22 protein-coding genes and 5 tRNA genes are annotated in these 24949 nt (G+C 60.8%); 18 read left to right on the top strand and 9 right to left on the bottom strand.

Features of this window, described 5'->3' with window-relative positions:
• The first annotated feature begins 6 nt into the window (after nt 1-6).
• The 4 genes from AC1RT4_RS21925 (at nt 7) to AC1RT4_RS21910 (ending at nt 3921) form a co-directional block, all read left to right on the top strand.
• Entirely contained in the window at nt 7-873 is an 867-nt protein-coding gene (locus AC1RT4_RS21925) for a pirin family protein (protein WP_493087811.1), read from the top strand.
• A gap of 93 nt (nt 874-966) precedes the next feature.
• Nucleotides 967-1650, top strand: coding sequence for an isochorismatase family protein (locus AC1RT4_RS21920; RefSeq protein ID WP_493087809.1), 684 nt, complete (start codon nt 967-969; stop codon nt 1648-1650).
• Nucleotides 1651-1701: 51 nt separating this feature from the next.
• A complete protein-coding gene (gene ycaC / locus AC1RT4_RS21915; RefSeq protein ID WP_493087807.1) occupies nt 1702-2328 on the top strand; it encodes an isochorismate family cysteine hydrolase YcaC in 627 nt (208 codons plus the stop codon).
• A gap of 150 nt (nt 2329-2478) precedes the next feature.
• Nucleotides 2479-3921, top strand: coding sequence for a mechanosensitive ion channel domain-containing protein (locus AC1RT4_RS21910; protein WP_493087804.1), 1443 nt, complete (start codon nt 2479-2481; stop codon nt 3919-3921).
• A gap of 4 nt (nt 3922-3925) precedes the next feature.
• Here AC1RT4_RS21910 and AC1RT4_RS21905 read toward each other — a convergent pair whose 3' ends face one another.
• Nucleotides 3926-4513, bottom strand: a complete 588-nt coding sequence (locus AC1RT4_RS21905; protein WP_493087802.1) for a GNAT family N-acetyltransferase — start codon at nt 4511-4513, stop codon at nt 3926-3928.
• 118 nt (nt 4514-4631) lie between these two features.
• Here AC1RT4_RS21905 and AC1RT4_RS21900 point away from each other — a divergent pair, with 118 nt between their 5' ends.
• Both AC1RT4_RS21900 and AC1RT4_RS21895 read left to right on the top strand, forming a co-directional pair.
• A complete protein-coding gene (locus AC1RT4_RS21900; RefSeq protein ID WP_179692081.1) occupies nt 4632-5426 on the top strand; it encodes an exodeoxyribonuclease III in 795 nt (264 codons plus the stop codon).
• Between the two features lie 101 nt (nt 5427-5527).
• The gene (locus tag AC1RT4_RS21895) at nt 5528-6355 is read left to right on the top strand and encodes an arylamine N-acetyltransferase family protein (RefSeq protein WP_493087800.1); all 828 of its coding nucleotides are present in this window, start codon (nt 5528-5530) and stop codon (nt 6353-6355) included.
• Nucleotides 6356-6358: 3 nt separating this feature from the next.
• On the opposite strand, the gene AC1RT4_RS21890 is transcribed toward AC1RT4_RS21895, so the two are convergent.
• Together AC1RT4_RS21890 and AC1RT4_RS21885 are read right to left on the bottom strand one after the other, a co-directional pair.
• On the bottom strand, nt 6359-6688 hold the full coding sequence (locus AC1RT4_RS21890) for a BrnA antitoxin family protein (protein ID WP_493087795.1): 330 nt from the start codon (nt 6686-6688) through the stop codon (nt 6359-6361).
• Between the two features lie 3 nt (nt 6689-6691).
• Entirely contained in the window at nt 6692-6976 is a 285-nt protein-coding gene (locus AC1RT4_RS21885; RefSeq protein WP_493087792.1) for a BrnT family toxin, read from the bottom strand.
• Nucleotides 6977-7231: 255 nt separating this feature from the next.
• Here AC1RT4_RS21885 and AC1RT4_RS21880 point away from each other — a divergent pair, with 255 nt between their 5' ends.
• Nucleotides 7232-8752 (top strand): nucleobase:cation symporter-2 family protein, encoded by a 1521-nt coding sequence (locus tag AC1RT4_RS21880; protein WP_007956419.1) that lies wholly within the window; start codon nt 7232-7234, stop codon nt 8750-8752.
• A 123-nt stretch (nt 8753-8875) separates the two neighbouring features.
• Here AC1RT4_RS21880 and AC1RT4_RS21875 read toward each other — a convergent pair.
• The 3 genes from AC1RT4_RS21875 to AC1RT4_RS21865 all read right to left on the bottom strand — a co-directional run bounded on the left by AC1RT4_RS21875 (nt 8876) and on the right by AC1RT4_RS21865 (nt 10530).
• Nucleotides 8876-8951, bottom strand: a tRNA-Asn gene (locus tag AC1RT4_RS21875).
• 69 nt (nt 8952-9020) lie between these two features.
• Nucleotides 9021-9221 (bottom strand): hypothetical protein, encoded by a 201-nt coding sequence (locus AC1RT4_RS21870; protein WP_065257405.1) that lies wholly within the window; start codon nt 9219-9221, stop codon nt 9021-9023.
• A 112-nt stretch (nt 9222-9333) separates the two neighbouring features.
• Complete coding sequence (locus AC1RT4_RS21865) at nt 9334-10530, bottom strand: amino acid aminotransferase (RefSeq protein WP_493087789.1); 1197 nt, start codon at nt 10528-10530, stop codon at nt 9334-9336.
• A gap of 336 nt (nt 10531-10866) precedes the next feature.
• On the opposite strand from AC1RT4_RS21865, the gene uvrB reads away from it, so the two are divergent.
• Nucleotides 10867-12882: an excinuclease ABC subunit UvrB gene (gene uvrB, locus AC1RT4_RS21860; protein ID WP_007956424.1), complete on the top strand. Its 2016-nt coding sequence runs from the start codon at nt 10867-10869 to the stop codon at nt 12880-12882.
• A 60-nt stretch (nt 12883-12942) separates the two neighbouring features.
• On the opposite strand, the gene AC1RT4_RS21855 is transcribed toward uvrB, so the two are convergent.
• Together AC1RT4_RS21855 and AC1RT4_RS21850 are read right to left on the bottom strand one after the other, a co-directional pair.
• Nucleotides 12943-14493 (bottom strand): MDR family MFS transporter, encoded by a 1551-nt coding sequence (locus AC1RT4_RS21855; RefSeq protein WP_493087787.1) that lies wholly within the window; start codon nt 14491-14493, stop codon nt 12943-12945.
• The gene (locus AC1RT4_RS21850; RefSeq protein ID WP_493087785.1) at nt 14483-15532 is read right to left on the bottom strand and encodes an HlyD family secretion protein; all 1050 of its coding nucleotides are present in this window, start codon (nt 15530-15532) and stop codon (nt 14483-14485) included. Before AC1RT4_RS21850 ends, AC1RT4_RS21855 begins: the two co-directional genes overlap by 11 nt.
• 230 nt (nt 15533-15762) lie before the next feature.
• On the opposite strand from AC1RT4_RS21850, the gene gltX reads away from it, so the two are divergent.
• The 10 genes from gltX (at nt 15763) to AC1RT4_RS21800 (ending at nt 21614) form a co-directional block, all read left to right on the top strand.
• A complete protein-coding gene (gene gltX, locus AC1RT4_RS21845) occupies nt 15763-17244 on the top strand; it encodes a glutamate--tRNA ligase (RefSeq protein WP_007956429.1) in 1482 nt (493 codons plus the stop codon).
• Between the two features lie 201 nt (nt 17245-17445).
• Nucleotides 17446-17521, top strand: a tRNA-Ala gene (locus tag AC1RT4_RS21840).
• 79 nt (nt 17522-17600) lie between these two features.
• A tRNA-Glu gene (locus AC1RT4_RS21835) sits at nt 17601-17676 on the top strand.
• 53 nt (nt 17677-17729) lie between these two features.
• A tRNA-Ala gene (locus AC1RT4_RS21830) sits at nt 17730-17805 on the top strand.
• Between the two features lie 78 nt (nt 17806-17883).
• Nucleotides 17884-17959: transfer RNA gene (locus AC1RT4_RS21825), tRNA-Glu, on the top strand.
• A 183-nt stretch (nt 17960-18142) separates the two neighbouring features.
• A complete protein-coding gene (locus AC1RT4_RS21820; protein WP_011333341.1) occupies nt 18143-18682 on the top strand; it encodes a TetR/AcrR family transcriptional regulator in 540 nt (179 codons plus the stop codon).
• Between the two features lie 30 nt (nt 18683-18712).
• On the top strand, nt 18713-19546 hold the full coding sequence (locus tag AC1RT4_RS21815; RefSeq protein ID WP_262157889.1) for an alpha/beta fold hydrolase: 834 nt from the start codon (nt 18713-18715) through the stop codon (nt 19544-19546).
• A 47-nt stretch (nt 19547-19593) separates the two neighbouring features.
• Nucleotides 19594-20055 (top strand): acyl-CoA thioesterase, encoded by a 462-nt coding sequence (locus tag AC1RT4_RS21810; RefSeq protein WP_011333342.1) that lies wholly within the window; start codon nt 19594-19596, stop codon nt 20053-20055.
• A 35-nt stretch (nt 20056-20090) separates the two neighbouring features.
• Nucleotides 20091-21050 carry a tRNA dihydrouridine synthase gene (locus AC1RT4_RS21805; RefSeq protein ID WP_127797474.1) on the top strand — a complete coding sequence of 320 codons (960 nt, stop codon included), beginning with the start codon at nt 20091-20093 and terminating at the stop codon, nt 21048-21050.
• 120 nt (nt 21051-21170) lie between these two features.
• Nucleotides 21171-21614, top strand: a complete 444-nt coding sequence (locus tag AC1RT4_RS21800) for an Hsp20 family protein (protein ID WP_007956437.1) — start codon at nt 21171-21173, stop codon at nt 21612-21614.
• A gap of 46 nt (nt 21615-21660) precedes the next feature.
• On the opposite strand, the gene AC1RT4_RS21795 is transcribed toward AC1RT4_RS21800, so the two are convergent.
• Nucleotides 21661-24939: a bifunctional diguanylate cyclase/phosphodiesterase gene (locus tag AC1RT4_RS21795; protein ID WP_127797479.1), complete on the bottom strand. Its 3279-nt coding sequence runs from the start codon at nt 24937-24939 to the stop codon at nt 21661-21663.
• Nucleotides 24940-24949: the final 10 nt, after the last annotated feature.

Here is a 24949-nt window from a genome sequence, read left to right as displayed (position 1 = left end):
CAAACCATGAAAAACATCATCGGTATCTACACCAGCCCTCGCGGCCATTGGGTCGGCGATGGTTTCCCGGTTCGCACGCTGTTTTCCTACGACAACCTGGGTAAACACATCAGCCCGTTCCTGCTGCTGGATCACGCCGGGCCTGCGCAATTCCCCCCGACGACCGAGCAACGTGGCGTTGGTCAGCATCCGCACCGTGGGTTCGAAACCGTGACTATCGTTTACGAAGGCGAAGTGCAGCACCGCGACTCCACCGGCGCCGGCGGCACCATCGGTCCGGGCGATGTGCAGTGGATGACCGCTGCGTCCGGGATCCTGCACGAGGAATTTCACTCGGAAAACTTCGCCCGAACCGGTGGCAATCTGGAAATGGTGCAACTGTGGGTCAACCTGCCGGCCAAGGACAAAATGGCCGCGCCCGGTTACCAGACCATTCTGGATCGTGACATCCCGAACATCGCGCTCAAGGACGGTGCCGGCAGCCTGCGTCTGATCGCCGGCGAATTCGACGGTCACCGGGGCCCATCCCGCACCTTCACGCCGATCGACGTGTGGGATCTGCGCCTGAACGCCGGGAAGTTGCTCACGCTGGATCTGCATGAGGGCCGCAACACCGCGCTGGTGGTGTTGAAAGGTTCGGTGCAGGTCAACGGTCTGGCGTCGGTGCGCGAAGGGCAGTTGGCGCTGTTCGAACGTGATGGCCGGCAACTGACGCTTGAGGCCAGCGAAGATGCAGTGGTGTTGCTGCTCAGCGGCGAGCCGATCGACGAACCGATCGTCGGCCACGGCCCGTTCGTGATGAACACCGAGCAGGAAATCCACCAGGCATTCGCCGACTTCCAGTCCGGCCGCTTCGGCCGCATGCACGGCTGATCCACCGCCGTTCCACACCCCGCTCTACACAGGACGCGTAGGCCGGTTTGCAGGCCAGGGATGGCTGTCGCCCAAAAGAAAGAGGAAACGCCCATGAACACCGTCAACGCGGCCAATTTCAATGGCCAGAAACCGACCATCGACCCCAACGACAGCGCCATGCTGTTGATCGATCACCAGAGCGGTCTGTTCCAGATCGTCAAGGACATGGATGTACCGCAACTGCGCGCCAATGCCATTGCCCTGGCCAAGGCCGCGACCCTGTTGAAGATGCCGGTCATCACCACGGCGTCTGTTCCGCAGGGGCCGAACGGGCCGCTGATTCCGGAAATTCACGAAGCCGCGCCTCATGCGCAATACGTGGCGCGCAAGGGTGAGATCAATGCCTGGGACAACCCTGAGTTCCACGCGGCCGTCAGAGCCACCGGCAAGAAAACCCTGGTGATCGCCGGGACCCTGACCAGCGTCTGCCTGGCGTTCCCGTCCATCGCCGCGGTGCATGAAGGCTACAAGGTATTTGCGGTGGTCGATGCCTCCGGCAACCACTCGAAACTGGCCACTGATCTGACCGTTGCCCGTCTGGCCCAGGCCGGCGTGGTGCCGATCGACATCATGGCGACGCTCTCCGAGCTGCAAGGCTCGTGGAACCGTCCCGATGCCGAGCAGTGGGCGGCCGTCTACGCCCAGGCCATGCCGCATTATCAATTGCTGATCGAGAGCTACCTCAAGGCTCAGCAAGTCGCGAACGAACACGAAGCGCTGGATTCCCAACGCTGACCTGAAACGTCGACATTCAACCGATGTCGACCACACGCGAGGATGACTGCAATGACTACTCAATACAAACGACTGGACAAGAACAACGCCGCCGTTCTGCTGGTCGATCACCAGGCCGGGCTGCTGTCGCTGGTACGCGACATCGAGCCCGACCGCTTCAAGAACAACGTGCTGGCGCTGGCCGACCTGGCGAAATATTTCAAGTTGCCGACGATCCTGACCACCAGTTTCGAAACCGGCCCCAACGGCCCGCTGGTGCCCGAGCTCAAGGCACTGTTCCCCGACGCGCCGTACATTGCTCGTCCCGGCCAGATCAATGCGTGGGACAACGAAGATTTCGTCAAGGCGATCAAGGCCACTGGCAAGAAGCAGTTGATCATTGCCGGTGTCGTCACTGAAGTGTGCGTGGCGTTCCCGGCGCTGTCGGCGCTGGAAGAGGGATTCGACGTGTTTGTGGTGACCGATGCCTCCGGCACGTTCAATGAACTGACCCGCGAATCGGCGTGGAACCGCATGTCCAGTGCCGGTGCGCAGTTGATGACGTGGTTCGGCCTGGCGTGCGAACTGCACCGCGACTGGCGTAACGACATCGAGGGGTTGGGCACATTGTTCTCCAACCACATTCCGGATTACCGCAACCTGATGACCAGCTACAGCACGCTGACCAGCGGCAAGTAACAGATTCATCCGAACCCTGTAGGAGCAACCCGCTGCTGCAGGGTTTTTTTGTTGTCCGCTCAAGCGCATTCATCCCGCCAAATCAATTACTCCTACACTGAGCCCAATCTGTGCGATCTTCTCGCGACTGGCCCCTGTCGGAGTTGTTTGATGCTGTCTCTGCTCACCGATCATCCGTTGTTTTGCGCCTTGATCCTGATCCTGATCGATCTCGGTCTGTGGCGTCTGATCAGCTCCCACGGCAGCGCGTGGAAACTGTTGGTGCGGGTGCTGATTTTTGCCCTGTTCAGCATCCTGCTGTTCAACGAAGGGCTCAACCCGATGGAGCCTGCGCCGTGGGCCGACAACGTGCCGTTGCACCTGGCGGCGACCGGGTTGCAGATCGGTTGGTGGCTGTTCGGCGCGCGCACCCTGACGGTGCTGATCGGCGCGGTGATGATGCAGCGGGTCGGGCACACCGGGCGGTTGTTGCAGGATCTGCTGGGCGCGGTGATCTTCCTGATTGCGATCATCGCGGCGCTGGCCTACGTGCTGGATCTGCCGGTCAAAGGCGTACTGGCGACGTCCGGGGCGTTGGCGATCATCGTCGGTCTGGCGTTGCAGAGCACTTTGAGCGACGTGTTTTCCGGGATCGTGCTCAACACCACCAAGCCTTATCAACTGGATGACTGGATTTCCATCGACGGCACCGAAGGCCGGGTCACCGACATCGACTGGCGCGCCACGCGCCTGCAAACCAGTCAGGGCAGCATGGCGGTGATTCCCAATTCGCTGGCGGCGAAGGCCAAGATCATCAACTTCAGTCGGCCGAGCAATATGTTCGGGGTGGCCGTCAGCGTGCAGGTCAGCCCCCATGCGCGGCCCAGCTCGGTGATCGATGCCCTGGAACGGGCGATGCAGGGCTGTCGCCAATTGCTGGAGAGCCCCGCGCCGAGTGTTGCGCTGAAGAACTCCAGCAGTGCCGGCGCCGAATATGAAATCAGCGGGTTTGTCGCCTCGATGAGCGAAAAGCGCGTGGTGCGCAATCAGCTGTTTGACCTGGCGTTCCGGCACCTGCAAGCGTCCGGGGTCAATCTGCTGTCGAGCGATGAGCCGGGCATGCTGAGCAATCTCTCGCGACCGCGGGCGTTGCTCGACAGCTCGCCGATTTTCTCCACCCTGCGTCAGGAGGAGAAAGAAACCTTCAGCCAGAACATGACCCTGCAAACCTTCCGAGCCGGCGAGATGATTCTCGCGGGCGGCGAGGTCAGCGATCACTTGTTCATCATCGAGTCCGGCGTGGTTTCGGTGACGCTCAAGCGCCACGGCACGCCGTTCGAATCCGGACGGATGGGGCCGGGTGAGGTGATCGGCGAGGCGGGGATTCTGTCCGACACCTCACTGCCGGCCGACTTTTCCGCCAAGACCTTCTGCGCGCTGTACCGCATCGAGAAGTCTTATCTCAAGCCGTGCCTGGACGCCCGTCACGACATCAACGACGCGATGCAGGCGCTGCTCGATTTCCGCCTGCACAAGGCGCAATCCCTGACGGAAGAAACGCCGGTGGCGGCGCCGAAGAAAGGTTTCCTGCAATGGCTGCGCAACCGCGTCTGACCGTTCAGCGCAGACCGTAATCCGCCAGTTTGCGCTCCAGGTTCAGGCGCACCTGCGGCCATTCGTCATCGATGATGCTGAAGCGCACCGAGTTGCGCTTGCGGCCGTCCGGCATGATGCGTTCGTGGCGGACGATGCCTTCCTGCTGCGCGCCGAGCCGCAGGATCGCATTGCGCGACTTCTGGTTGTTCTCGTCGGTGGTGAACTGCACGCGCACGCAATCGAGCACCTCGAACGCGTGGCGCAGCATCAGGTACTTGGCCTCGGTGTTGACGAAGGTCTTCTGAAGGCGTGCCGAAATCCAGCTGCTGCCGATCTCCAGCTTGCGATTGAGCGGGTCGATCTTCCAGAACCGGGTCGAGCCGATCACTTCGCCGGTTTCCTTCAGCACGATGACAAACGGCATGACCGTGCCCGCCTCACGGCCGTCGAGGGCCTTTTTGAGATAAGCGTCGACGGTGGTGGCCGACGGCACAACGGTGACCGTCAGATTCCACAGTTCACCGTCGGCGGCAGCGTGGAGCAGGGCATCGGCGTCGGTGTATTGAAGCGGGCGCAGGATGATTCCCTGGCCTTGCAGCGTGGTTTGCATGAGGGGGCTCTCGGCGGATCGGGCGAGGAGCTATTACGCCGTACGGGAAGGACCCGACGCAACCGTCGCAGTGGGCGGATGTCACAGTTTTTATCGGTCAATGGCAGGAATTCGGACGATGAAAAAAATGCGCATTGCCACGTTCAACGTCAACGGCCTGCGGGCCCGATTGCCGAATCTGCTGGAATGGCTGAGGCGCGAGCAGCCGGACATCGTCTGTTTGCAAGAGCTGAAACTGGTGGACAGCGCGTTTCCTGCCGCCGATCTGGAGGCCGCCGGTTATGGCGCCATCTGGCACGGCCAGGCGTCATGGAACGGCGTGGCGATTCTTGCCCGCGATGCGCAACCGCTGGAGAGCCGGCGCGGTCTGCCCGGCGATCCCGACGATAAACACAGCCGCTACCTCGAAGCGGCGGTGCACGGGGTGTTGGTGGGGTGCCTGTACCTGCCCAATGGCAATCCGCAGCCGGGGCCGAAGTTCGACTACAAACTGGCCTGGTTCGAGCGCCTGATCAAATACGCCCGGGATCTGCAAAGCAGCGATCACCCGGTGGTGCTGGCCGGCGATTACAACGTGGTGCCCACCGATCTGGATATCTACAACACCCGTTCCTGGCTCAAGGATGCGTTGTTGCAACCGCAAAGCCGCGAGTGCTACCAGCGTCTGCTGGATCAGGGCTGGACCGATTCGCTGCGGCATCTGTATCCCGAAGATCGGCTCTACACCTTCTGGGATTACTTCCGCCAGCACTGGCAGAAGAACTCCGGGCTGCGGATCGACCATCTGCTGCTCAATCCGACGCTGAGCCCTTATCTGCACGAGGCCGGTGTGGATGCCTGGGTGCGCAACGAACCGCATGCCAGCGACCACGCGCCGACGTGGATTCGCATCGATTCGCGTAAAAGACGCTAGCAGGTGATTGGTTAATTCAATTGTCGATTCGATGCCTAGATCCCGTATACATGGCGACCATCGGCGGAACGATCCGCGCCCCCATGCAAAAGGACCCAGCCATGAGCGAGCAACGCCTGACGAATCTGAAACAGTACCTGCAACGCCTGGGATTCGATGCGCCCCCGGCACCGACCCTTGAAACCCTGCGCCTGTTGCAACTGCGCCATACCGGCGCCTTTCCTTTTGAAAACCTGTCGACGCTCAGTGGCGAGCCCGTCCTGATCGATCTGCCGTCCATCGAACGCAAAGTCTTGAACGGCGCCCGTGGCGGTTACTGCTACGAGCTGAACAATCTGTTTCTGGCTTTGCTGCTGGAGCTGGGGTTCGATGCGCGGGGCATCAGCGGGCGAGTGATCATGAATCAACCCGAAGGCAGCTGGACGGCGCGTACCCACCGCCTGAGCCTGGTGACCATTGACGACGTGCGCTACATCACCGACGTCGGCTTCGGTGGCATGGTGCCGACTGCGCCGCTGGTACTCGATACCGAAGCCGAGCAATCCACCCCGCACGAGCCGTATCGGATCGAAGTGCAGGCCGATGGCTACATGCTGCAGGCCAAAGTCGCCGGCGAATGGCGGCCGATGTACCTGTTCGACCTGCAACGCCAGGAAGACATCGATTACACCCTCGGCAACTGGTACGTCTCGACTCACCCGGACTCGCCATTTGCCCAGCGCCTGATGGTCGCGCGTACCGGCGACGGCTGGCGGCGCACGCTGAACAACGGCAGTTTCGCGATCCACCGCATCGGCGCCGAGAGCGAGCGGCGTGAAGTGACAGATGTCGGTGAACTGATCGAATTACTGGAACGGGAATTCGGCCTGCGCTTGCCGCACCAGCCCGGTGCACGTCTGGCGCTGGCGCGCCTGATTCAGCCGGTCTGAAGCCTAAGGTTTTGCCTCCGGCTCCAGCACCCGCCGGATCTCGTTCACGGCCGCCGACAGTTTTTTCTCGAGGCTCTTGAGGTCGGTGGCGGTGATGCCTTGCTTGAATTGCCCGCTGGAATGCTCAAGTTCCTCGGTTGCGCCACGGCTGTTAAGCAATGCGTGGCGCAGGGTGTTGTTGATTACCGTCTGATAGCCAAACCCTTCCTCTTCGGCGACCGTACGTGCCGCTTCGATAACTGCATCATCAAGCATGATGGTGATGCGCGTTTTACCCTTGTTGGGCGCCAATGCGCCGCGTTTTCCCTGAGAGAAGTCGTACTCGTCTTTCATGGGTCATGCCTCCAGAAAATATTCGCGACGTTCGCTCGGTGTAGCGACGCGTGCGGAAATGATTCGAACGAAATTCGGTTCGCGGTAACTGTACGCAACAACCAGCAAACGTCCTTTGCCGTCGTTGCCGAGGGTAATCCAGCGTTGCTCGTCGTGGTCGTTGTCTTCAATGGTCAGTGCTCGGTCGTCGTAGAAGACCGGTTCGGCCTCGGCGAGGCTGATCCCTCTGTGCTTGAGTTTGTTGGCAGCATTCTTGCTTTTGTCGAACTGAATCTTGAATGACTTCATTATGCATACTTTATATGTATAAAAAAGAGAGCGGCCGCGCCGTCGGTCGCCGTGAACACTTCAGCCTAGGCGGATAACGCGTGCACTCGATTGGGGATGTGTTGCCGGATTTGTGGGGGATGAAAGCAGCGGGATAGAAGGTTGGGTGGCTAGCTAACCATTATGTGACTGATAAGTTGTATACAAGTCTATGGACATTTGTCCTGACTCTTGCATACAGTGTGCGCATAACAAAAACCAGGGAACTCCCCCACCATGAAAACGCCCCATGTTTCACACCAACGGCCCGAGGACGAGAATCTCGGGGTCGGCGCGAATATGGCTTACGGCCTGCAACACGTTCTGACCATGTATGGCGGTATCGTCGCGGTGCCACTGATCATCGGTCAGGCCGCCGGGCTTTCGCCGGCGGACATCGGTCTGTTGATTGCTGCTTCATTGTTTGCGGGGGGGCTGGCCACGTTGCTGCAAACCCTGGGTTTACCGTTTTTCGGCTGTCAGTTGCCGCTGGTACAGGGCGTGTCGTTCTCCGGCGTTGCCACGATGGTGGCGATTGTCAGCAGTGGCGGGGAGGGCGGCTTCCAGTCGGTGCTCGGCGCGGTGATTGCGGCGTCGCTGATCGGCTTGCTGATCACGCCGGTGTTCTCGCGAATCACCAAGTTTTTCCCTCCGCTCGTTACCGGCATCGTGATCACCACCATCGGCCTGACGCTGATGCCAGTGGCCGCACGCTGGGCCATGGGCGGCAACAGCCACGCGCCTGACTTTGGCAGCATGCAAAACATCGGTCTGGCGGCGGTCACGCTGGTGCTGGTGTTGCTGCTGAGCAAGGTCGGCAGTTCCACCATCTCGCGTCTGTCGATCCTGTTGGCCATGGTGATCGGCACGGTGCTGGCGGTGTTCCTCGGCATGGCGGACTTCTCCAACGTCACCCAGGGCCCGATGTTCGGCTTCCCGACGCCGTTCCATTTCGGCATGCCGACCTTCCACTTCGCGGCGATCCTGTCGATGTGCATCGTGGTCATGGTGACCCTGGTGGAAACCTCGGCGGACATCCTGGCGGTCGGTGAAATCATCGGCACCAAGGTTGACTCCAAGCGTCTGGGCAACGGCCTGCGGGCGGACATGCTGTCGAGCATGTTTGCGCCGATCTTCGGCTCGTTCACCCAAAGCGCCTTCGCCCAGAACGTCGGGTTGGTGGCGGTGACCGGGATCAAGAGCCGCTATGTGGTGGCGACCGGCGGTATCTTCCTGGTGATCCTCGGCCTGTTGCCGTTCATGGGCCGGGTCATCGCAGCCGTGCCGACCTCGGTACTCGGCGGTGCCGGTATCGTGCTGTTCGGCACCGTGGCAGCGAGCGGGATCCGCACGCTGTCCAAGGTCGATTACCGCAACAACGTTAACCTGATCATCGTCGCCACCTCGATCGGCTTCGGCATGATCCCGATTGCCGCGCCGAACTTCTACGATCACTTCCCGAGCTGGTTCGCGACCATTTTCCACTCGGGCATCAGCTCGTCGGCGATCATGGCGATCCTGCTGAACCTGGCGTTCAACCACTTCACGGCGGGTAACTCGGATCAGCAGTCGGTGTTTGCGGCGGCAGAAGAGCGGACCCTGCGTTATCGCGATCTGGCCGCGCTGCGTGAAGGCGACTACTTCAGCGACGGCAAGCTGCATGACTGCGACGGCAACGAAGTGCCGGTGATCGATCCGGATGCGGATCACGGTCATGGCGCGCCGAAGGCGCATGCCAAGAGCAGCGAACACGTCTGACCGTTGTAGTTGAATGAAAAGGGCCGATCAGTTGCGAAACTGATCGGCCCTTTTTCTATGGTGCCGCTTTTTTCAGCGCCCACAAAAAAGCCCCTGAATCTTTCGATTCAGGGGCTCTGTATTTGGCTCCACAACCTGGACTCGAACCAGGGACCCAGTGATTAACAGTCACTTGCTCTACCAACTGAGCTATTGCGGAATTGGTGCGTATGTTACTGATTTAAAAAGACTAGTCAAGCTTTGCCGAAATTTTTTTGCCGAACGGCTTTCAGCCACCGAATGTAAAGGTGCCCATCAGCAGTTTTGCGTACAGCGCCGTGGCCGCCAGTTGCACCAGCCACAGGGCCAGTCCGCCGAGAAACACCCCGGCCGCCACTTGCAGCACCAGGCTCTTTTCGCGTTTGCCCGAAGTGCGGGGTGGATAGTAGTCCAGCTCATCGCGGTCGGCGCGCAGGTCATCGTTTTTCATGTCGTCTCTCTGAAATATCGTCTGTGTGCAGTCTAGAGGGTGTAGCGGCTTTTCTTCAGACAAATAAAAAACGGGAAGCCCGAAGGCTTCCCGTTTTCAGTGCGGCGCCGGATCAGATGACCTGAACGATGGCGTCCGTCACGGCTTCGATGTTGCTCTGGTTCAGCGCGGCGACGCAGATGCGGCCGGTGTCCAGGGCGTAGATGCCGAACTCGTTGCGCAGGCGGTGAACCTGTTCGGTGGTCAGGCCGGAGTAGGAGAACATGCCGCGCTGACGACCGACGAAGCTGAAGTCACGCTGCGGGGCTTTCTTGGCCAGCAGGGCAACCATCTGCTCGCGCATGCCACGGATGCGCAGGCGCATTTCAGCCAGTTCGGCTTCCCACTGGGCGCGCAGTTCCGGGCTGTTCAGCACAGCGGCGACGATGCTTGCACCGTGGGTTGGCGGGTTGGAGTAGTTGGTACGGATCACGCGTTTGACTTGCGACAGGACGCGGGCGCTTTCCTCTTTCGATTCGCTGATGATCGACAGGGCACCGACACGTTCGCCGTACAGCGAGAACGACTTGGAGAACGAGCTCGACACGAAGAAAGTCAGACCGGATTCGGCGAACAGACGCACGGCAGCGGCATCTTCGGCGATGCCGTCACCGAAACCCTGGTAAGCCATGTCGAGGAAAGGCACGTGACCTTTGGCCTTGACCGCTTCCAGCACGTTGTTCCAGTCCGCCGGGCTCAGGTCGACGCCGGTCGGGTTGTGGCAGCAGGCGTGCAGCACGATGATCGAGCCGTTCGGCAGGGCGTTCAGGTCTTCGAGCAGGCCGGCACGGTTCACGTCGTGGGTGGCGGCGTCGTAGTAACGGTAGTTCTGCACCGGGAAACCGGCGGTTTCGAACAGCGCGCGGTGGTTTTCCCAGCTCGGGTCGCTGATCGCCACGACGGCATTGGGCAGCAGTTGCTTGAGGAAGTCGGCACCGATTTTCAGTGCGCCGGTCCCGCCGACGGCCTGAGTGGTGACAACGCGGCCAGCTGCCAGCAGTGGCGAATCATTGCCGAACAGCAGCTTTTGCACGGCCTGGTCGTAGGCCGCGATGCCGTCGATTGGCAGGTAGCCGCGCGAGGCGTGCTGAGCGGCGCGAATGGTTTCGGCTTCGATGACGGCGCGCAGGAGTGGAATTCGCCCCTCTTCGTTGCAGTACACACCCACCCCGAGGTTGACCTTATTGGTCCGGGTATCGGCGTTGAATGCTTCGTTGAGGCCCAGGATTGGATCGCGGGGTGCCATTTCGACAGCGGAGAACAGGCTCATTTTTACGGCAGCTCTATTGGAGAGTGGAGGGACGTGTGGCGCTCCAGCCGAATGCACTAGAGCGGTGCACAAACGGGGAGCTAGTATAGAGGCCATCATCGATCAATGGCGACAGGCGAATCGGCTTTTAAGGTAAGTTTTTCCGATTATTTCTCGACCGTTAGTCGAATGGATCTGTCGGAGACTTTACCGGATGTAGGACGTTTGCCTTGAAAGGCGAGGCAATCGGCTCCACATTCAGCACAATCTTCGTTTTTCCTTGCGCGACATCGGTCGTTTGCGGTCTTTCTCGTGGTGCTGCGGTTTGCCCGCAGCGGCGCGATTCCAGAGGTGTTTATGTCTGAATTCCAGCTCGTCACCCGTTTCGACCCCGCCGGCGATCAACCCGAAGCCATTCGCCAGATGGTCGAAGGCATCGAAGCCGGGCTGGCGCACCAGACGCTGCTCGGGGTGACCGGGTCGGGCAAGACCTTCAGCATCGCCAACGTGATCGCCCAGGTGCAGCGTCCGACGCTGGTGCTGGCACCGAACAAGACCCTGGCTGCGCAGTTGTACGGCGAGTTCAAGTCGTTCTTCCCGAACAACGCCGTCGAGTACTTCGTTTCCTACTACGACTACTACCAGCCCGAAGCCTACGTGCCGTCGTCCGACACCTTCATCGAGAAGGATGCGTCGATCAACGACCATATCGAACAGATGCGCCTGTCGGCGACCAAGGCATTGCTTGAGCGCAAGGACGCGATCATCGTCACCACGGTGTCGTGCATCTACGGTCTGGGCAGCCCGGAAACCTATTTGAAAATGGTCTTGCACGTCGATCGCGGCGACAAGCTCGACCAGCGTGCGCTGGTGCGGCGCCTGGCCGACCTGCAATACACCCGCAACGACATGGATTTCGCCCGTGCGACCTTCCGGGTGCGCGGCGACGTGATCGACATCTACCCGGCGGAATCCGACCTCGAAGCGATCCGCATCGAGTTGTTCGATGACGAGGTGGAAAGTATTTCCGCGTTCGACCCGCTGACCGGTGAGGTCATCCGCAAGCTGCCGCGCTTCACGTTCTACCCGAAGAGCCACTACGTGACGCCCCGGGAAACCCTGCTCGACGCCATCGAGGGGATCAAGGTCGAGTTGCAGGAGCGCCTCGAATACCTGCGCAACAACAACAAACTGGTGGAAGCCCAGCGTCTGGAGCAGCGCACCCGGTTCGACCTGGAGATGATCCTCGAGCTCGGCTACTGCAACGGCATCGAAAACTACTCGCGCTACCTGTCGGGTCGTCCGGCTGGCGCGGCGCCGCCGACGCTCTACGATTACCTGCCGGCCGACGCCTTGCTGGTGATCGACGAATCCCACGTCAGCGTGCCGCAAGTCGGCGCGATGTATAAGGGCGACCGTTCGCGCAAGGAAACACTCGTGGAGTACGGCTTCCGCTTGCCATCGGCGCTGGATAACCGGCCGATGCGCTTCGACGAGTGGGAAGGGGTGAGTCCGCAGACCATTTTCGTCTCGGCCACGCCCGGCAACTACGAAGCGGAGCACGCAGGACGGGTGATCGAGCAAGTGGTGCGCCCGACCGGTCTGGTCGACCCGCAGGTTGAAGTGCGCCCGGCGCTGACCCAGGTCGACGATCTATTGTCGGAAATCACCAAGCGTGTGGCGGTGGAGGAGCGAGTGCTGGTCACCACGCTGACCAAACGCATGGCGGAAGACTTGACCGATTACCTGGCCGATCACGGCGTGCGCGTGCGTTATCTGCACTCGGACATCGACACCGTCGAGCGGGTGGAGATCATCCGCGACCTGCGTTTGGGCACGTTCGATGTGCTGGTGGGGATCAACCTGCTGCGTGAAGGCCTGGACATGCCGGAGGTGTCGCTGGTGGCGATTCTCGATGCGGACAAGGAGGGTTTCCTGCGTTCCGAGCGTTCGCTGATCCAGACCATCGGCCGCGCGGCGCGTAATCTCAATGGCCGGGCGATTCTCTACGCGGATCGCATCACCGGTTCGATGGAGCGGGCGATTGGCGAGACCGAGCGCCGTCGCGACAAGCAGATCGCCTTCAACCTGGCCAACGGCATCACGCCGAAGGGCGTGTTCAAGGACGTCGCCGACATCATGGAAGGCGCCACCGTGCCCGGTTCGCGCAGCAAGAAGCGCAAAGGCATGGCCAAGGCCGCCGAAGAGAACGCCAAGTACGAAGCCGAACTGCGCTCGCCGAGCGAGATCACCAAGCGCATCCGCCAACTGGAAGAGAAGATGTACCAGCTGGCCCGCGACCTGGAGTTCGAAGCGGCCGCGCAGATGCGCGACGAAATCGCCAAGTTGCGTGAGCGGCTTTTGGCCGTCTGACTGATCGTTCCCACGCTCGGCGTGGGAATGCAGCCCTGGACGCTCTGCGTCCGCTCAAGGTTAATGTGCCTCGCCGGCCTTCAGTCCGGCGGGCAGTTTCTTGGTCAGCAAAATCGCCAGCATGCTGACCCCCAGCGCAATCCCGACAAAATGAAACGCATCGTTGTAGGCCATGATCAGCGCCTGCTGATGAACGATCTCGCTCAACTTGCCCAACGCCGCCGTGTCACTGCCGAACCGATCGGTCATCGACGCCAAACGTTCGGCCACCTGTGGATTGGTCGGCACCACCGCTTCCCGCAGGTAATCGAAGTAGGTCTTGGTGCGCGCATCCAGGAGCGTCGCGAGCAGGGCGATGCCGATGGCTCCACCGAGGTTGCGCAAAATGTTGAACAGACTCGACGCCGAGCCCGCGTCCTGCGGCAGGATGTACGCCGTGGCGATCAGCGAAATGGTCACCATGATCAGCGGCTGACCCAAGGCGCGGATAATCTGGATCTGATTGAACTGCGGCCCGGCGAAATCCGGATTGAGCACCCCGGATGAAAAACTCGCCAGCCCGAACAGGCCGAAACCGATCGTGCACAGCCATTTCGGCGAGACGAACTTCATCAGCTTCGGCACCAGCGGAATCAGAAACAGCTGCGGCACGCCCATCCACATGATCACTTCGCCGATCTGCAGGGCGTTGTAATTCTGGATCTGCGCCAGGTACAGCGGCAGCAGATAGATCGAACCGTACAGCCCGACGCCCATGCCAAGGCTGGAAATGCTCGACAGCCCAAAATTGCGATTGCGCAGGATCCCGAGGTTGATCAGCGGATTGGGCTTGGAAATCTGCACGATCACAAAGGTAATCAGGCTCAGCAGGGCGATGCTGCCCAGCGTCACGATCAGGCTCGATTCCAGCCAGTCCTTGCGATGGCCTTCCTCAAGAAAAACCTGCAAACAACCGAGGCCGATGCCCAGCGTGAGAATGCCGGTGTAATCGGTGCTTTTCAGCAACTCCCAATGCGCTTCTTTCTTCTCCAGCCCGTACATCAGCCCGGCGATCATGATGAGTCCCGGCGGGATGTTGATATAGAAGATGTACTCCCAGCCCCAGTTTTCCGTGAGCCAGCCGCCGAGGGTCGGGCCGATGGACGGGGCGAAAGTGGCGGTCATGGCAAACATCGCCATGCCTTTGGCGCGGTGATGTTCAGGGAGTTTGATCAGGGTCAGGGTGAACGCCAGCGGGATCAGCGCGCCGCCGGTAAAACCTTGCATGGCGCGAAACACGATCATGCTTTCCAGGCTCCAGGCCATCGAGCACAGCAGCGAGGAAATCAGAAACCCCAGCGACACCCACACCGCCAGCCGGCGTGCCGACAGCAACTGCACCAGCCAGGCGGTCAGCGGAATCATGATGATTTCCGCCACCAGATAAGAGGTGGAAATCCACGAGCCTTCTTCCAGGGTCGCCGACAGCGCGCCCTGAATGTCCTTGAGCGAGGAGTTGGTGATCTGGATGTCGAGCACCGCCATGAAGGCGCCGAGCATTACGCTCATCACCGCGATCCAGTCCCGCCGGGTCGGTTCGCCGACCGGGCGGATCAGTGAATCACCGGCCATTGTCAGGGGTGTCTTTGATGTTCACGGTGGCGGTGACGGACATGCCCGGACGGATCTTGCCGTGCAGCGGGTTATCGGCCTTGAAGGTCAGCTTGACCGGAATCCGCTGCACGACCTTGGTGAAGTTGCCGGTGGCGTTGTCCGGCGGCAACAGGCTGAACTGCGCGCCGGAGGCAGCGAACAGGCTGTCGACCCGGGCTTCGATCGGTGTATCGCCATAGGCGTCGAAGAGCAGCTCGGCCTTCTGGCCTGGCTGCATGTGACCGATCTGGGTTTCCTTGAAGTTGGCCTGGACCCAGATGTCTTCGTCCGGAACGATCGACAAAAGATAGGCGCCGGCCTGTACCACTTGACCATTGCGTGCGGCGCGCTGGCCGATCAGGCCGCTGATCGGCGCGTGGATTTCGCTGCGGGTCAGGTTCAGTTCGGCCTGGGCGAGGTCGGCGCGGGCGTTGGCGATCTGTGCATCGAGGCGTTTGATTTCGGCGTTCAGCGCGTTGACTTGCTGGCGCTGGCTCTGCGCATCGGCCTGGGCCTTGGCCACTTGCGAGCGGGCGATGTGGGCATCGGCGGAGAGGGTGGTGACCCGCTCCTCGGAGACGTAGCCGGGTTTGCGCAGGGTTTCCGCCCGCGACAAATCCACCTGCGAGCGACCGAGCGTCGCCTGAGTGGTGGCGACCTGCGCGTCGCTGGCGGCAATCAGGCTGGCTTGCTGGGTCAGCTTGCTCTGGGCTTGCAGGCGCTCGGCTTCGCGAGTGGCGAGGGCGGCGTTGGCGCGATCGACGGCGAGGCGGAAGTCATCGCCTTCGAGACGGATCAGCAACTGGCCTTTTTCCACGTGCTGGTTGTCCTGCACCAGGACTTCGTCGATGCGCGCGCTCAACTGGCTCGACACGCGGGTGATTTCACCCTGGACATAGGCGTTGTCGGTGCTTTCATAAAAGCGTCCCTTGAAAAACCAATGGGCGAAAAAGCCCCCGGCAATCAACAGGACCAGCAACAGGAAAATGAACAGGCGACGCTTGAGTTGGGCAGGCATGGGCAAACTGTAGTCGAGGAATTGTAAGGAAAGTTATCAGCAGGCGAATCTGGCATACAGCCGATGAACGGTAAATGCCGTCTGTTGATATTCGGCCATTCACCACGGCCAACGGGCGTTCCAGACGCAACCTTGGCTTAAATGCCCTGCCCGCTGGAGCGGGGCGGGTGTCGCCTGTTACCATTCGCCGCTTGATCGTTCTTTGCTTTTCATTCTTTTCGAGACATGCCATGACCACCGTCCGCACTCGCATCGCGCCATCGCCTACCGGGGATCCCCACGTAGGTACCGCTTACATCGCACTGTTCAACTACTGCTTTGCCAAGCAGCACGGCGGTGAGTTCATCCTGCGGATCGAAGACACCGATCAGTTGCGTTCGACCCGCGAGTCCGAACAGCAGATCTTCGACGCCCTGCGCTGGCTGGGCATCGACTGGAGCGAAGGCCCGGACGTCGGCGGCCCGCACGGCCCATACCGTCAGAGCGAGCGCGGCGACATCTACCAGAAGTACTGCCAGCAACTGGTCGACATGGGCCACGCCTTCCCGTGCTTCTGCACCGCCGAAGAGCTGGACCAGATGCGCGCCGAGCAGATGGCTCGCGGCGAAACCCCGCGCTATGACGGCCGTGCACTACTGCTGTCCAAGGAAGAAGTCGCCCGTCGCCTGGCTGCCGGCGAGCCGCACGTGATTCGCATGAAAGTGCCGAGCGAAGGCGTCTGCGTGGTGCCGGACATGCTGCGTGGCGACGTCGAGATCCCGTGGGATCGCATGGACATGCAAGTGCTGATGAAGACCGACGGCCTGCCGACGTACTTCCTGGCCAACGTGGTCGACGATCACCTGATGGGCATCACTCACGTTCTGCGTGGCGAAGAATGGCTGCCGTCGGCGCCGAAACTGATCCTGCTTTACGAGTACTTCGGCTGGGAACAACCGGAGCTGTGCTACATGCCGCTGCTGCGTAACCCGGACAAGAGCAAGCTGTCCAAGCGCAAGAACCCGACGTCGGTGACGTTCTACGAGCGCATGGGGTTCATGCCTGAGGCGATGCTCAACTACCTGGGCCGCATGGGCTGGTCGATGCCGGACGAGCGCGAGAAGTTCTCGCTGCAGGAAATGGTCGACAACTTCGACCTCAAGCGTGTGTCGCTGGGCGGGCCGATTTTCGATATCGAGAAACTGTCGTGGCTCAACGGCCAGTGGCTGCGTGATCTGCCGGTGGAAGAGTTCGCCGCTCGCGTTCAGAAGTGGGCATTCAACTCCGAATACATGATGAAGATCGCGCCGCACGTTCAGGGCCGTGTCGAAACCTTTAGTCAGGTTGCACCGCTGGCTGGGTTCTTCTTCGCCGGTGGCGTGAATCCGGATGCCAAGCTGTTCGAATCGAAAAAGCTTTCGGGCGATCAGGTTCGTCAGTTGATGCAACTGATCCTGTGGAAGCTGGAAAGCCTGCGTCAGTGGGAGAAGGACAGCATCACCGCGACGATTCAGGCGGTGGTCGAATCCCTTGAGCTGAAGCTGCGTGACGCGATGCCGTTGATGTTTGCCGCGATCACGGGGCAGGCGAGTTCGGTGTCGGTGCTCGATGCGATGGAAATCCTCGGGCCGGACCTGACCCGTTTCCGTCTGCGCCAGGCGATTGACCTGCTGGGCGGCGTGTCGAAGAAAGAAAACAAAGAGTGGGAAAAGCTGTTGGGCGCCATCGCCTGATTGCGTTTGACTCTGCAGGACGCGCCGAAGGTCAGGATCTTTTGATCCTGTCCTTCGGTGTTTTCCCCCGAATTTACGGGGGAGGGCGGTAAGTGATTGTAATGCCGACAAAAAATTTTGAATTTTTTCAAAAATAAGTTTGACAGCCTTTCGATACGCCCTTAAGATTCGCCCCGTCCTCAGCGATGACATCAACGATGAGGGGCTATAGCTCAGCTGGGAGAGCGCTTGCATGGCATGCAAGAGGTCGACGGTTCGATCCCGTCTAGCTCCACCAATTTACACTTCGAAGCCTGGCCACACCGGCTTCGAAGCGATCAACACTCAGCGTTGATCAGTTGTATAGAAGGGTTTGCGTCCCCTTCGTCTAGTGGCCTAGGACACCGCCCTTTCACGGCGGTAACAGGGGTTCGAGTCCCCTAGGGGACGCCAGTTTTACAGAAGCGATGTTGCAAGATGTCGCTCCGCCGAGAGGCGAAAAATCCGGGGCTATAGCTCAGCTGGGAGAGCGCCTGCATGGCATGCAGGAGGTCAGCGGTTCGATCCCGCTTAGCTCCACCAATTTACAGTTCAAGGTCTGGCCACACCGGCCTTGAATCGATCAGTACTCAGCGCTGATCAGTTGTATAGAAGGTTTGTGTCCCCTTCGTCTAGTGGCCTAGGACACCGCCCTTTCACGGCGGTAACAGGGGTTCGAGTCCCCTAGGGGACGCCACGATTACCCGCTCTGCGGGATTTTATAAGGGTCATTCAATTATTGAATGGCCCTTTTGTTTGTCTGGCGTTTGGCCAAATCCTCTTTTTCCTCAACACTGTGCTTCAGACCAGCGGTCACGCTTGTGACTTGCGGATTATTATTATGAGAATAATATTGCTATCGTAATATTCGGAGGCGACGATGAACGACAAGAAAGCTCAAACCCGCGAACGCATTCTCAAGGCCGCCAGTGCTGCACTGATCCAGCGCGGCCCGGCTGAACCGAGCGTGGGCGAAGTGATGGGGGCGGCCGGCCTGACCGTCGGTGGCTTCTACGCCCACTTCGAAAGCAAGGACGCAATGATGCTTGAGGCGTTCAAGCAATTGCTCGGTCGCCGTCGCGACCTGATTGCCGACATGGACAGCGAGCTGACCGGTGAAGAGCGCCGCGCCCTGGTGGCTGCGTTCTACCTGTCGCGCAAGCATCGCGATTCCAGCGATTCGGCCTGTCCGATTCCGGCCTCCATTGGTGAGCTGGGCCGTCTGCCGGAGGCGTTCCGGATCGCGTTGAACGAACACCTGGAATTGATGATTGCGCAGTTGGCCGCAACGCCGGAAGACACCGACAAAGCGTTGGCCGACGTGGCCTTGATGGTGGGTGGCCTGGCGCTCGCGAGGGCGTTGGGGCCTGGGGATTTATCCGATCGATTGCTGCGCGCTGCCAAGTCGGCAGTGCGTTGACTTGAAGGCTACAAGCCCGAGGAGAGAGCGATGAGCACGTTGAAGTGGGTTCGCGGCGTTAATGGCACCTTGGGCTGGTTCGCACCGAAACTGGTAGCGAGCAAAATGCGGCTGGCGTTCATGACGCCGCGCGCGAATACACCGCGGGACTGGGAATTGCCGCTGCTGGCCAAATCCGAGCGCATCACCTTGCGTTTCGGTCTTTCGGCCCTGCGTTGGGGGCAAGGCCCGACGGTTTTGCTGATGCACGGCTGGGAAGGGCGGCCCACCCAGTTTGCCGCGTTGATCACCGCGCTGGTCGAAGCGGGCTACACCGTTGTCGCACTGGATGGCCCGGCCCACGGTCGCTCGCCGGGGCGCGAAGCCAACGTGGTGTTGTTCGCCCGGGCGATGCTTGAAGCCGCTGCCGAATTGCCGCCGTTGCAAGCGGTCATCGGCCACTCCATGGGCGGTGCCAGCGCGATGCTCGCCGTGCAACTGGGCTTGCGCACTGAAACCTTGGTGAGCATCGCCGCTCCAGCGCGGATTCTCGGGGTATTGCGCGGATTTGCCCGCTACGTCGGCATGCCACCCAGAGCTCGTTCCGCGTTCATTCGTCAGGTTGAACAGGACGTCGGCATGCGTGCCGCCACTCTCGATGTCGCCCACTATCAACTGGATATGCCGGGCCTGATCGTGCATGCCGAAGACGACACCTTCGTCTCGGTCAAGGAATCCCAGCTTATCCACGAATCCTGGTTCGACAGCCGACTGCTGCGCCTCGAAGCCGGCGGCCATCAGCGCGTATTGGCTGACCCTCGGGTGATTGATGGCGTGTTATCACTGCTGGCCGGGCGCAGCCTTCAGGCGCGGCAATCGGCGTAGTCATCCGTTACACTGCCCCGGTTGAATCATTTGACCGGGAGTAGGGCATGGGCTGGGATCGGGCAACGCCGTTTACCATTGATCTGCAAGTGGGCGCCGAGGACATCGACGGGCTGGGCCACGCCAACAACGCGGTCTACGTGACCTGGCTCGAGCGCTGCGCCTGGCGCCACTCGCAGCGCCTGGGTCTGGATCTGGTCGAGTATCGGCGTCTGGATCGGGCGATGGCCGTTGTGCGCCACGAAATCGATTACTTGGCAGCCGCCTATGAAGGCGACGAGCTGCAATTGGCGACGTGGATTGTCGATTGGGATCAGCGCCTGAAAATGACCCGTCACTTCCAGCTGATTCGCCCCAGCGACAATGCCACGCTGCTGCGCGCCCAGACCACCTTCGTCTGCATCGAACTGTCCACCGGCAGGCCCAAGCGTATGCCCGCCGAGTTCATCGAAGGCTACGGCCCGGCCATACAGACGGCGGACATGGGTTTAACCCGCGAAACCCAGTAAACTGCCGCACGTTTTTCCTTGAGTGTGTGTTTCCCATGCAAATTGCTCTGGCGCCGATGGAAGGGTTGGTCGACGACATCCTGCGCGATGTCCTGACCCGTGTCGGCGGTATTGACTGGTGCGTGACCGAGTTCATTCGGGTCAACGACCAGTTGCTGACCCCGGCCTATTTCCACAAGTTCGGCCCTGAACTGCTCAACGGTGCGCGCACCGCTTCCGGCGTGCCACTGCGCGTGCAATTGCTGGGTTCCGATCCGGTGTGCCTGGCGGAAAACGCGGCGCTGGCCTGCGAGCTCGGTTCTGAAGTGATCGATCTGAACTTCGGTTGCCCGGCAAAAACGGTCAACAAATCCCGTGGCGGCGCGGTGCTGCTCAAGGAGCCGGAGCTGCTCAACCAGATCGTCGAGCACGTGCGTCGCGCCGTACCCGCGCACATTCCGGTTACCGCCAAGATGCGCCTGGGTTTCGACAGCCCGGACGGCTCGCTGGTGTGCGCCACGGCGCTGGCCGAGGGCGGTGCCGAGCACATCGTGGTTCACGCCCGGACCAAGGTTGACGGCTACAAGCCGCCGGCGCATTGGGAGTGGATCCCGCGCGTGCAGGACGTGGTCAAGGTGCCGGTGTTCGCCAACGGCGACATCTGGAGCGTCGAAGACTGGCGCCGCTGTCGGGAAATCAGTGGCGTGGAAGACATCATGCTCGGTCGCGGTCTGGTTTCGCGTCCTGATCTGGCCAAGCAGATCGCTGCCGCTCGTGCCGGCGAGGAAGTCGTCGAGATGACCTGGGCCGAGCTGATGCCACTGATCCAGGACTTTTGGCTGCAAGCCAAGGCGCAGATGACGCCACGCCAATCGCCGGGCCGTTTGAAGCAATGGCTGGCCATGTTGACCCGCAATTATCCCGAGGCCGTCGAGCTGTTTACCGTGCTGCGCCGGGAGACCGAGCCGGATCAGGTCTCGCGTTTGCTGGGTTTGCCGGTCGCCGAAGCCGCCTGAAAAAATCTTCAAACGATCTCTTGAAAATAAAACGCAGGTCCCTATCTAAGGGTTACGCGATGCCGAATTCGGGTCGCGGAGACAAAAAACCTTGCTGATTGTTTTCAGGAGATTTGAACCATGAGTACCGCATTTTCCCTCGCTCCACTGTTCCGTTCCTCGGTGGGTTTCGACCGTTTCAACGACCTGTTCGAAACCGCCCTGCGCAACGAGCCAGGCAGCACCTATCCGCCTTACAACGTCGAAAAACACGGTGACGATCAATACCGCATCGTCGTGGCGGCAGCCGGTTTCCAGGAAGAAGACCTGGACCTGCAAGTCGAGAAAGGCGTGCTGACCATCAGTGGCGGCAAGCGTGATGCCAATGAAGGCGTCACTTTCCTGCACCAGGGCATCGCCCAGCGTGCATTCAAGCTGTCGTTCCGCCTGGCCGATCACATCGAGATCAAGGCCGCCGGCCTGAGCAACGGTCTGTTGAGCATCGACCTGTTGCGCGTGATCCCGGAAGAGGCGAAAGCCAAACGCATCCCGATCAATGGGGTGCAGAAGCCGGCTCTGCAATAAGCCGACCGAGAAGAAGGGCGCCGAAAGGCGCCCTTTTTTGTGTCCGTCATTCCAGCAATCCTTTCAACCCCTCCAGCGGCAACGGCCGACTGTGCAAATATCCTTGATACAGATGGCAACCCAACCCCTGCAAGAAGGCCAGCTGTTCCGGGGTTTCCACGCCTTCGGCGATCACTTCCAGTTCCAGGCTGCGGGCCATGGCAACGATGGCGCGGATGATTTCGGCGTCGTTGGGGTCGGTGGTGGCGTCGCGGATAAATGACTGATCGATCTTCAGCGTGTCCACCGGCAATCGTTTCAGATACGTCAGCGATGAATAGCCGGTGCCGAAATCGTCCATGGCAAAACTCACGCCGAGCTTTTTCAGACGACGCATTTTGCTGATGGTGTCTTCCAGGTTCTGGATGACGATGCCTTCGGTGATTTCCAGTTTCAGCAAGGAGCAGGGCAGGCCGTGGCTGCTCATGCTGCGCTCGATGCGCTCGACGAAGTCGTTCTGGCGGAACTGCCGGGGGCTGATGTTTACGCATAGGCTGAAGGCCAGGGGATCGATCAGCTTTTCGGCGATCAGTTGCTTGAAGGCTTCGCACGCCTCATCGAGGATCCAGGTGCCGACCTCCAGAATCAGCCCGCTGTCCTCCAGCACCTTGATGAATTCGGTGGGCGATTGCGCGCCGAGTTCCGGGTGGTTCCAGCGCACCAGCGCTTCGGCGCCGATGATGCGGTTGTCCTGGGCGTCGATCTGCGGTTGGTAGTGCACGTCGAATTCGCCCCGGGACAGCGCCAGACGCAGGTCGGTCTCCATGCGCAGCCGTTCGCTGGCCGCTTTCTGCATGGTGTTGTGATACATCTGCGTGGTGTTGCGCCCGGAGTCCTTGGCCCGGTACAGCGCAATATCGGCGCGTTTGAGCAGATCGGTCGGGGTCGAGCCGTGATCGGGGATCAGCGCCACGCCGATGCTCGGCGTCACTTGCAGGCGCTGGCCGTCGAGGAACATCGGTTCCGACAGCAGTTCGCGAATGGTGTCGGCCAGCTCGCGTACCTGGGCGCTGACTTCGTTGCGCGTGCCTTCCAGCCCGCTGAGCAACACCACGAATTCGTCGCCACCGAGCCGCGCCACGGTGTCTTCCATGCGCACGCTGGCCTCAAGCCGTGCGGTGATGATTTTCAGCACCGTGTCGCCGACCGGGTGCCCCAGCGAGTCATTGATGTGCTTGAAGTGATCCAGATCGAGAAACAGCAGCGCACCGCGCAGGTTGTGGCGCTTGAGCAGGGCGATCTGCTGGCTCAGGCGATCCATCAACAGCGCGCGGTTGGGTAGGTTGGTCAGTGGGTCGTGATAGGCCAGATGGCGGATCTGCGCTTCGGCGTTCTTCAGCAGGCTGACGTCCCGGGCCGTAAGCAACAGGCACGCGGTTTCATTGAGGGTGATCGGTTCGACCGAGACTTCCACCGTCAGGATCTCGCCGCGCTTGTTGCGCCCGAGCATTTCCTGATGATGTACGCGGCCCTTGATCTGCAGTTCGGCGAGCAGTGCCGAGCGCTGTTTTTCTTCGGCCCAGATGCCGACCTGATACACGGTTTTGCCCACAACTTCGTCGGCACGATAGCCGGTGAGGCGGCAGAAACCGTCGTTGACCTCCAGATAGCGCCCGGTATCGCGCTCGGTGATGGTGATCGCGTCGGGGCTGGAGTGGAACGCCTTGGCGAATTTCTCTTCACTGGCCTTGAGCGCCGCTTCCGAGCGCTGTTGCTGGGTGATGTCGCGCAACGTGGTGACGATGCACGGCTGGTTGCCGACGCTGATCTGGCGGCTGGAAATCACGCAGGTCAGCGACTGACCGTCCTTGTGCTGGACGATGATCGCGACATTGCTCAGGCCCTGTTCGCGGATCACCCGTTCGATGCGTTGCAGGCTTTTCGCCGAGGCGTCCCACAAGCCGATTTCTTCGGCGGTGTGGCCGATCACATCGCTGGCGCTCCAGCCGAAGGTCTGGGAAAAACTGGAGTTGATCTCGATGAATTCCCCGGTTTCCTGTCGGGTCACGCAGATCGGGTCGGGGCTGACCTGGAACAGCGTGGCGAATTTCTCTTCCGAAGCCACCAGCCGTTGCTCGCGTTCAACCTGATCGGTGATGTCCAGCAGGGTGCCGGCCATCCGCAGCGGCACGCCATTGTCGTCGCGATAGAGGCGAGCGCGGCTTTCCAGATAGCGCGAGCTGCCGTCCGGCAGTTGTACGCGGTAAGTCAGCTGATAATTGCCGGCCGGGCCTTCGCGCAGGCTGCGATAGGCGTCGCGCATGCTGTCGCGCTCTTCGCCGGGGACGCCCTCGAAGAACTCTTCGAACGATTCATGAAACGGTTTCGGCTCCAGCCCGTGCAATTGCGCAGCCCGGGCCGAGCCGTAGAGCATGCCGCTGGGAATGTGCCAGTCCCAGGTGCCGAGCTGCGCCGAATCCAGCGCCAGGTCGAGGCGTTCCTGGCTGTCTTTCAGGGCATGTTCGGCGGCTTTGCGTTCGGTGGTGTCGAGAAAGGTGCTGAGCAGGTACGGCTGGCCTTCGAGTTCGACCTTTTGCGCGCTGAGGATGCCGTCGTGAATCTGGCCATTACTGGCGCGGAACTGCACCTCCATGCTGATCAGCTCGCCCTTGGCCTTGGTCTTCTTGACCAGCTCCGCCCGTTGCTCGGGATGCACCCACAGACCCAGTTCCAGGGTGGTGCGACCGATGGCGCTCTGCACCGGCCAGCCGAACAGGCTTTCGAAATACTGGTTGGCCTCGCTGATCAGGCCGTCTTCCTGTCGGGTCAGCAGCACCATGTTCGGGCACAGGTGAAACAGCGTGGCGAAACGTTTTTCGGAGCTGCTGAGTGCCTGTTCTCGTTGCCGCTGGTGGGTGATTTCGCGGATCACCCCGATCATTCGGGGCCGGCCGTGTTTGTCCGGCAGCAGGCTGCCGTTGATCTCCAGCCAGTGCAGGCTGCCGTCGGGCCAGCGGATGCGGTGGTGCATCGCCTGTTCCAGCGGTGCGCCGGCGATTACGGCGTGGAAGGCACGGATGGTTTTCGCCCGGTCTTCCGGTGGCAGCAGGTCGAGGTATTCCAGGTCTTCCGGCAGCGGTTGCCGTGGATCGAAGCCGAACAAGGCCTGAGTGCCGCGCGACCAACTGATCTGCCCGCGCTCGATGTCCCAGTACCAGGCGCCGAGGCGGGCGCCGTTGAGCGCCGCGAGCAATTGCGGCGCGCTCTCCCAGCTCTGCTCGGAACGCCGTGGATCAATGGCCTGAATACGCGGCATCGGCGGAATACGGTCAACAGATTTCGGCATTGTCGAGAAG

The sequence above is a fragment of the Pseudomonas sp. GW821-FHT11D10 genome (assembly GCF_058808435.1).
The sequence above is the reverse complement of the archived record's forward strand: the minus strand, read 5'-3'. Positions and strand labels throughout refer to the sequence as shown.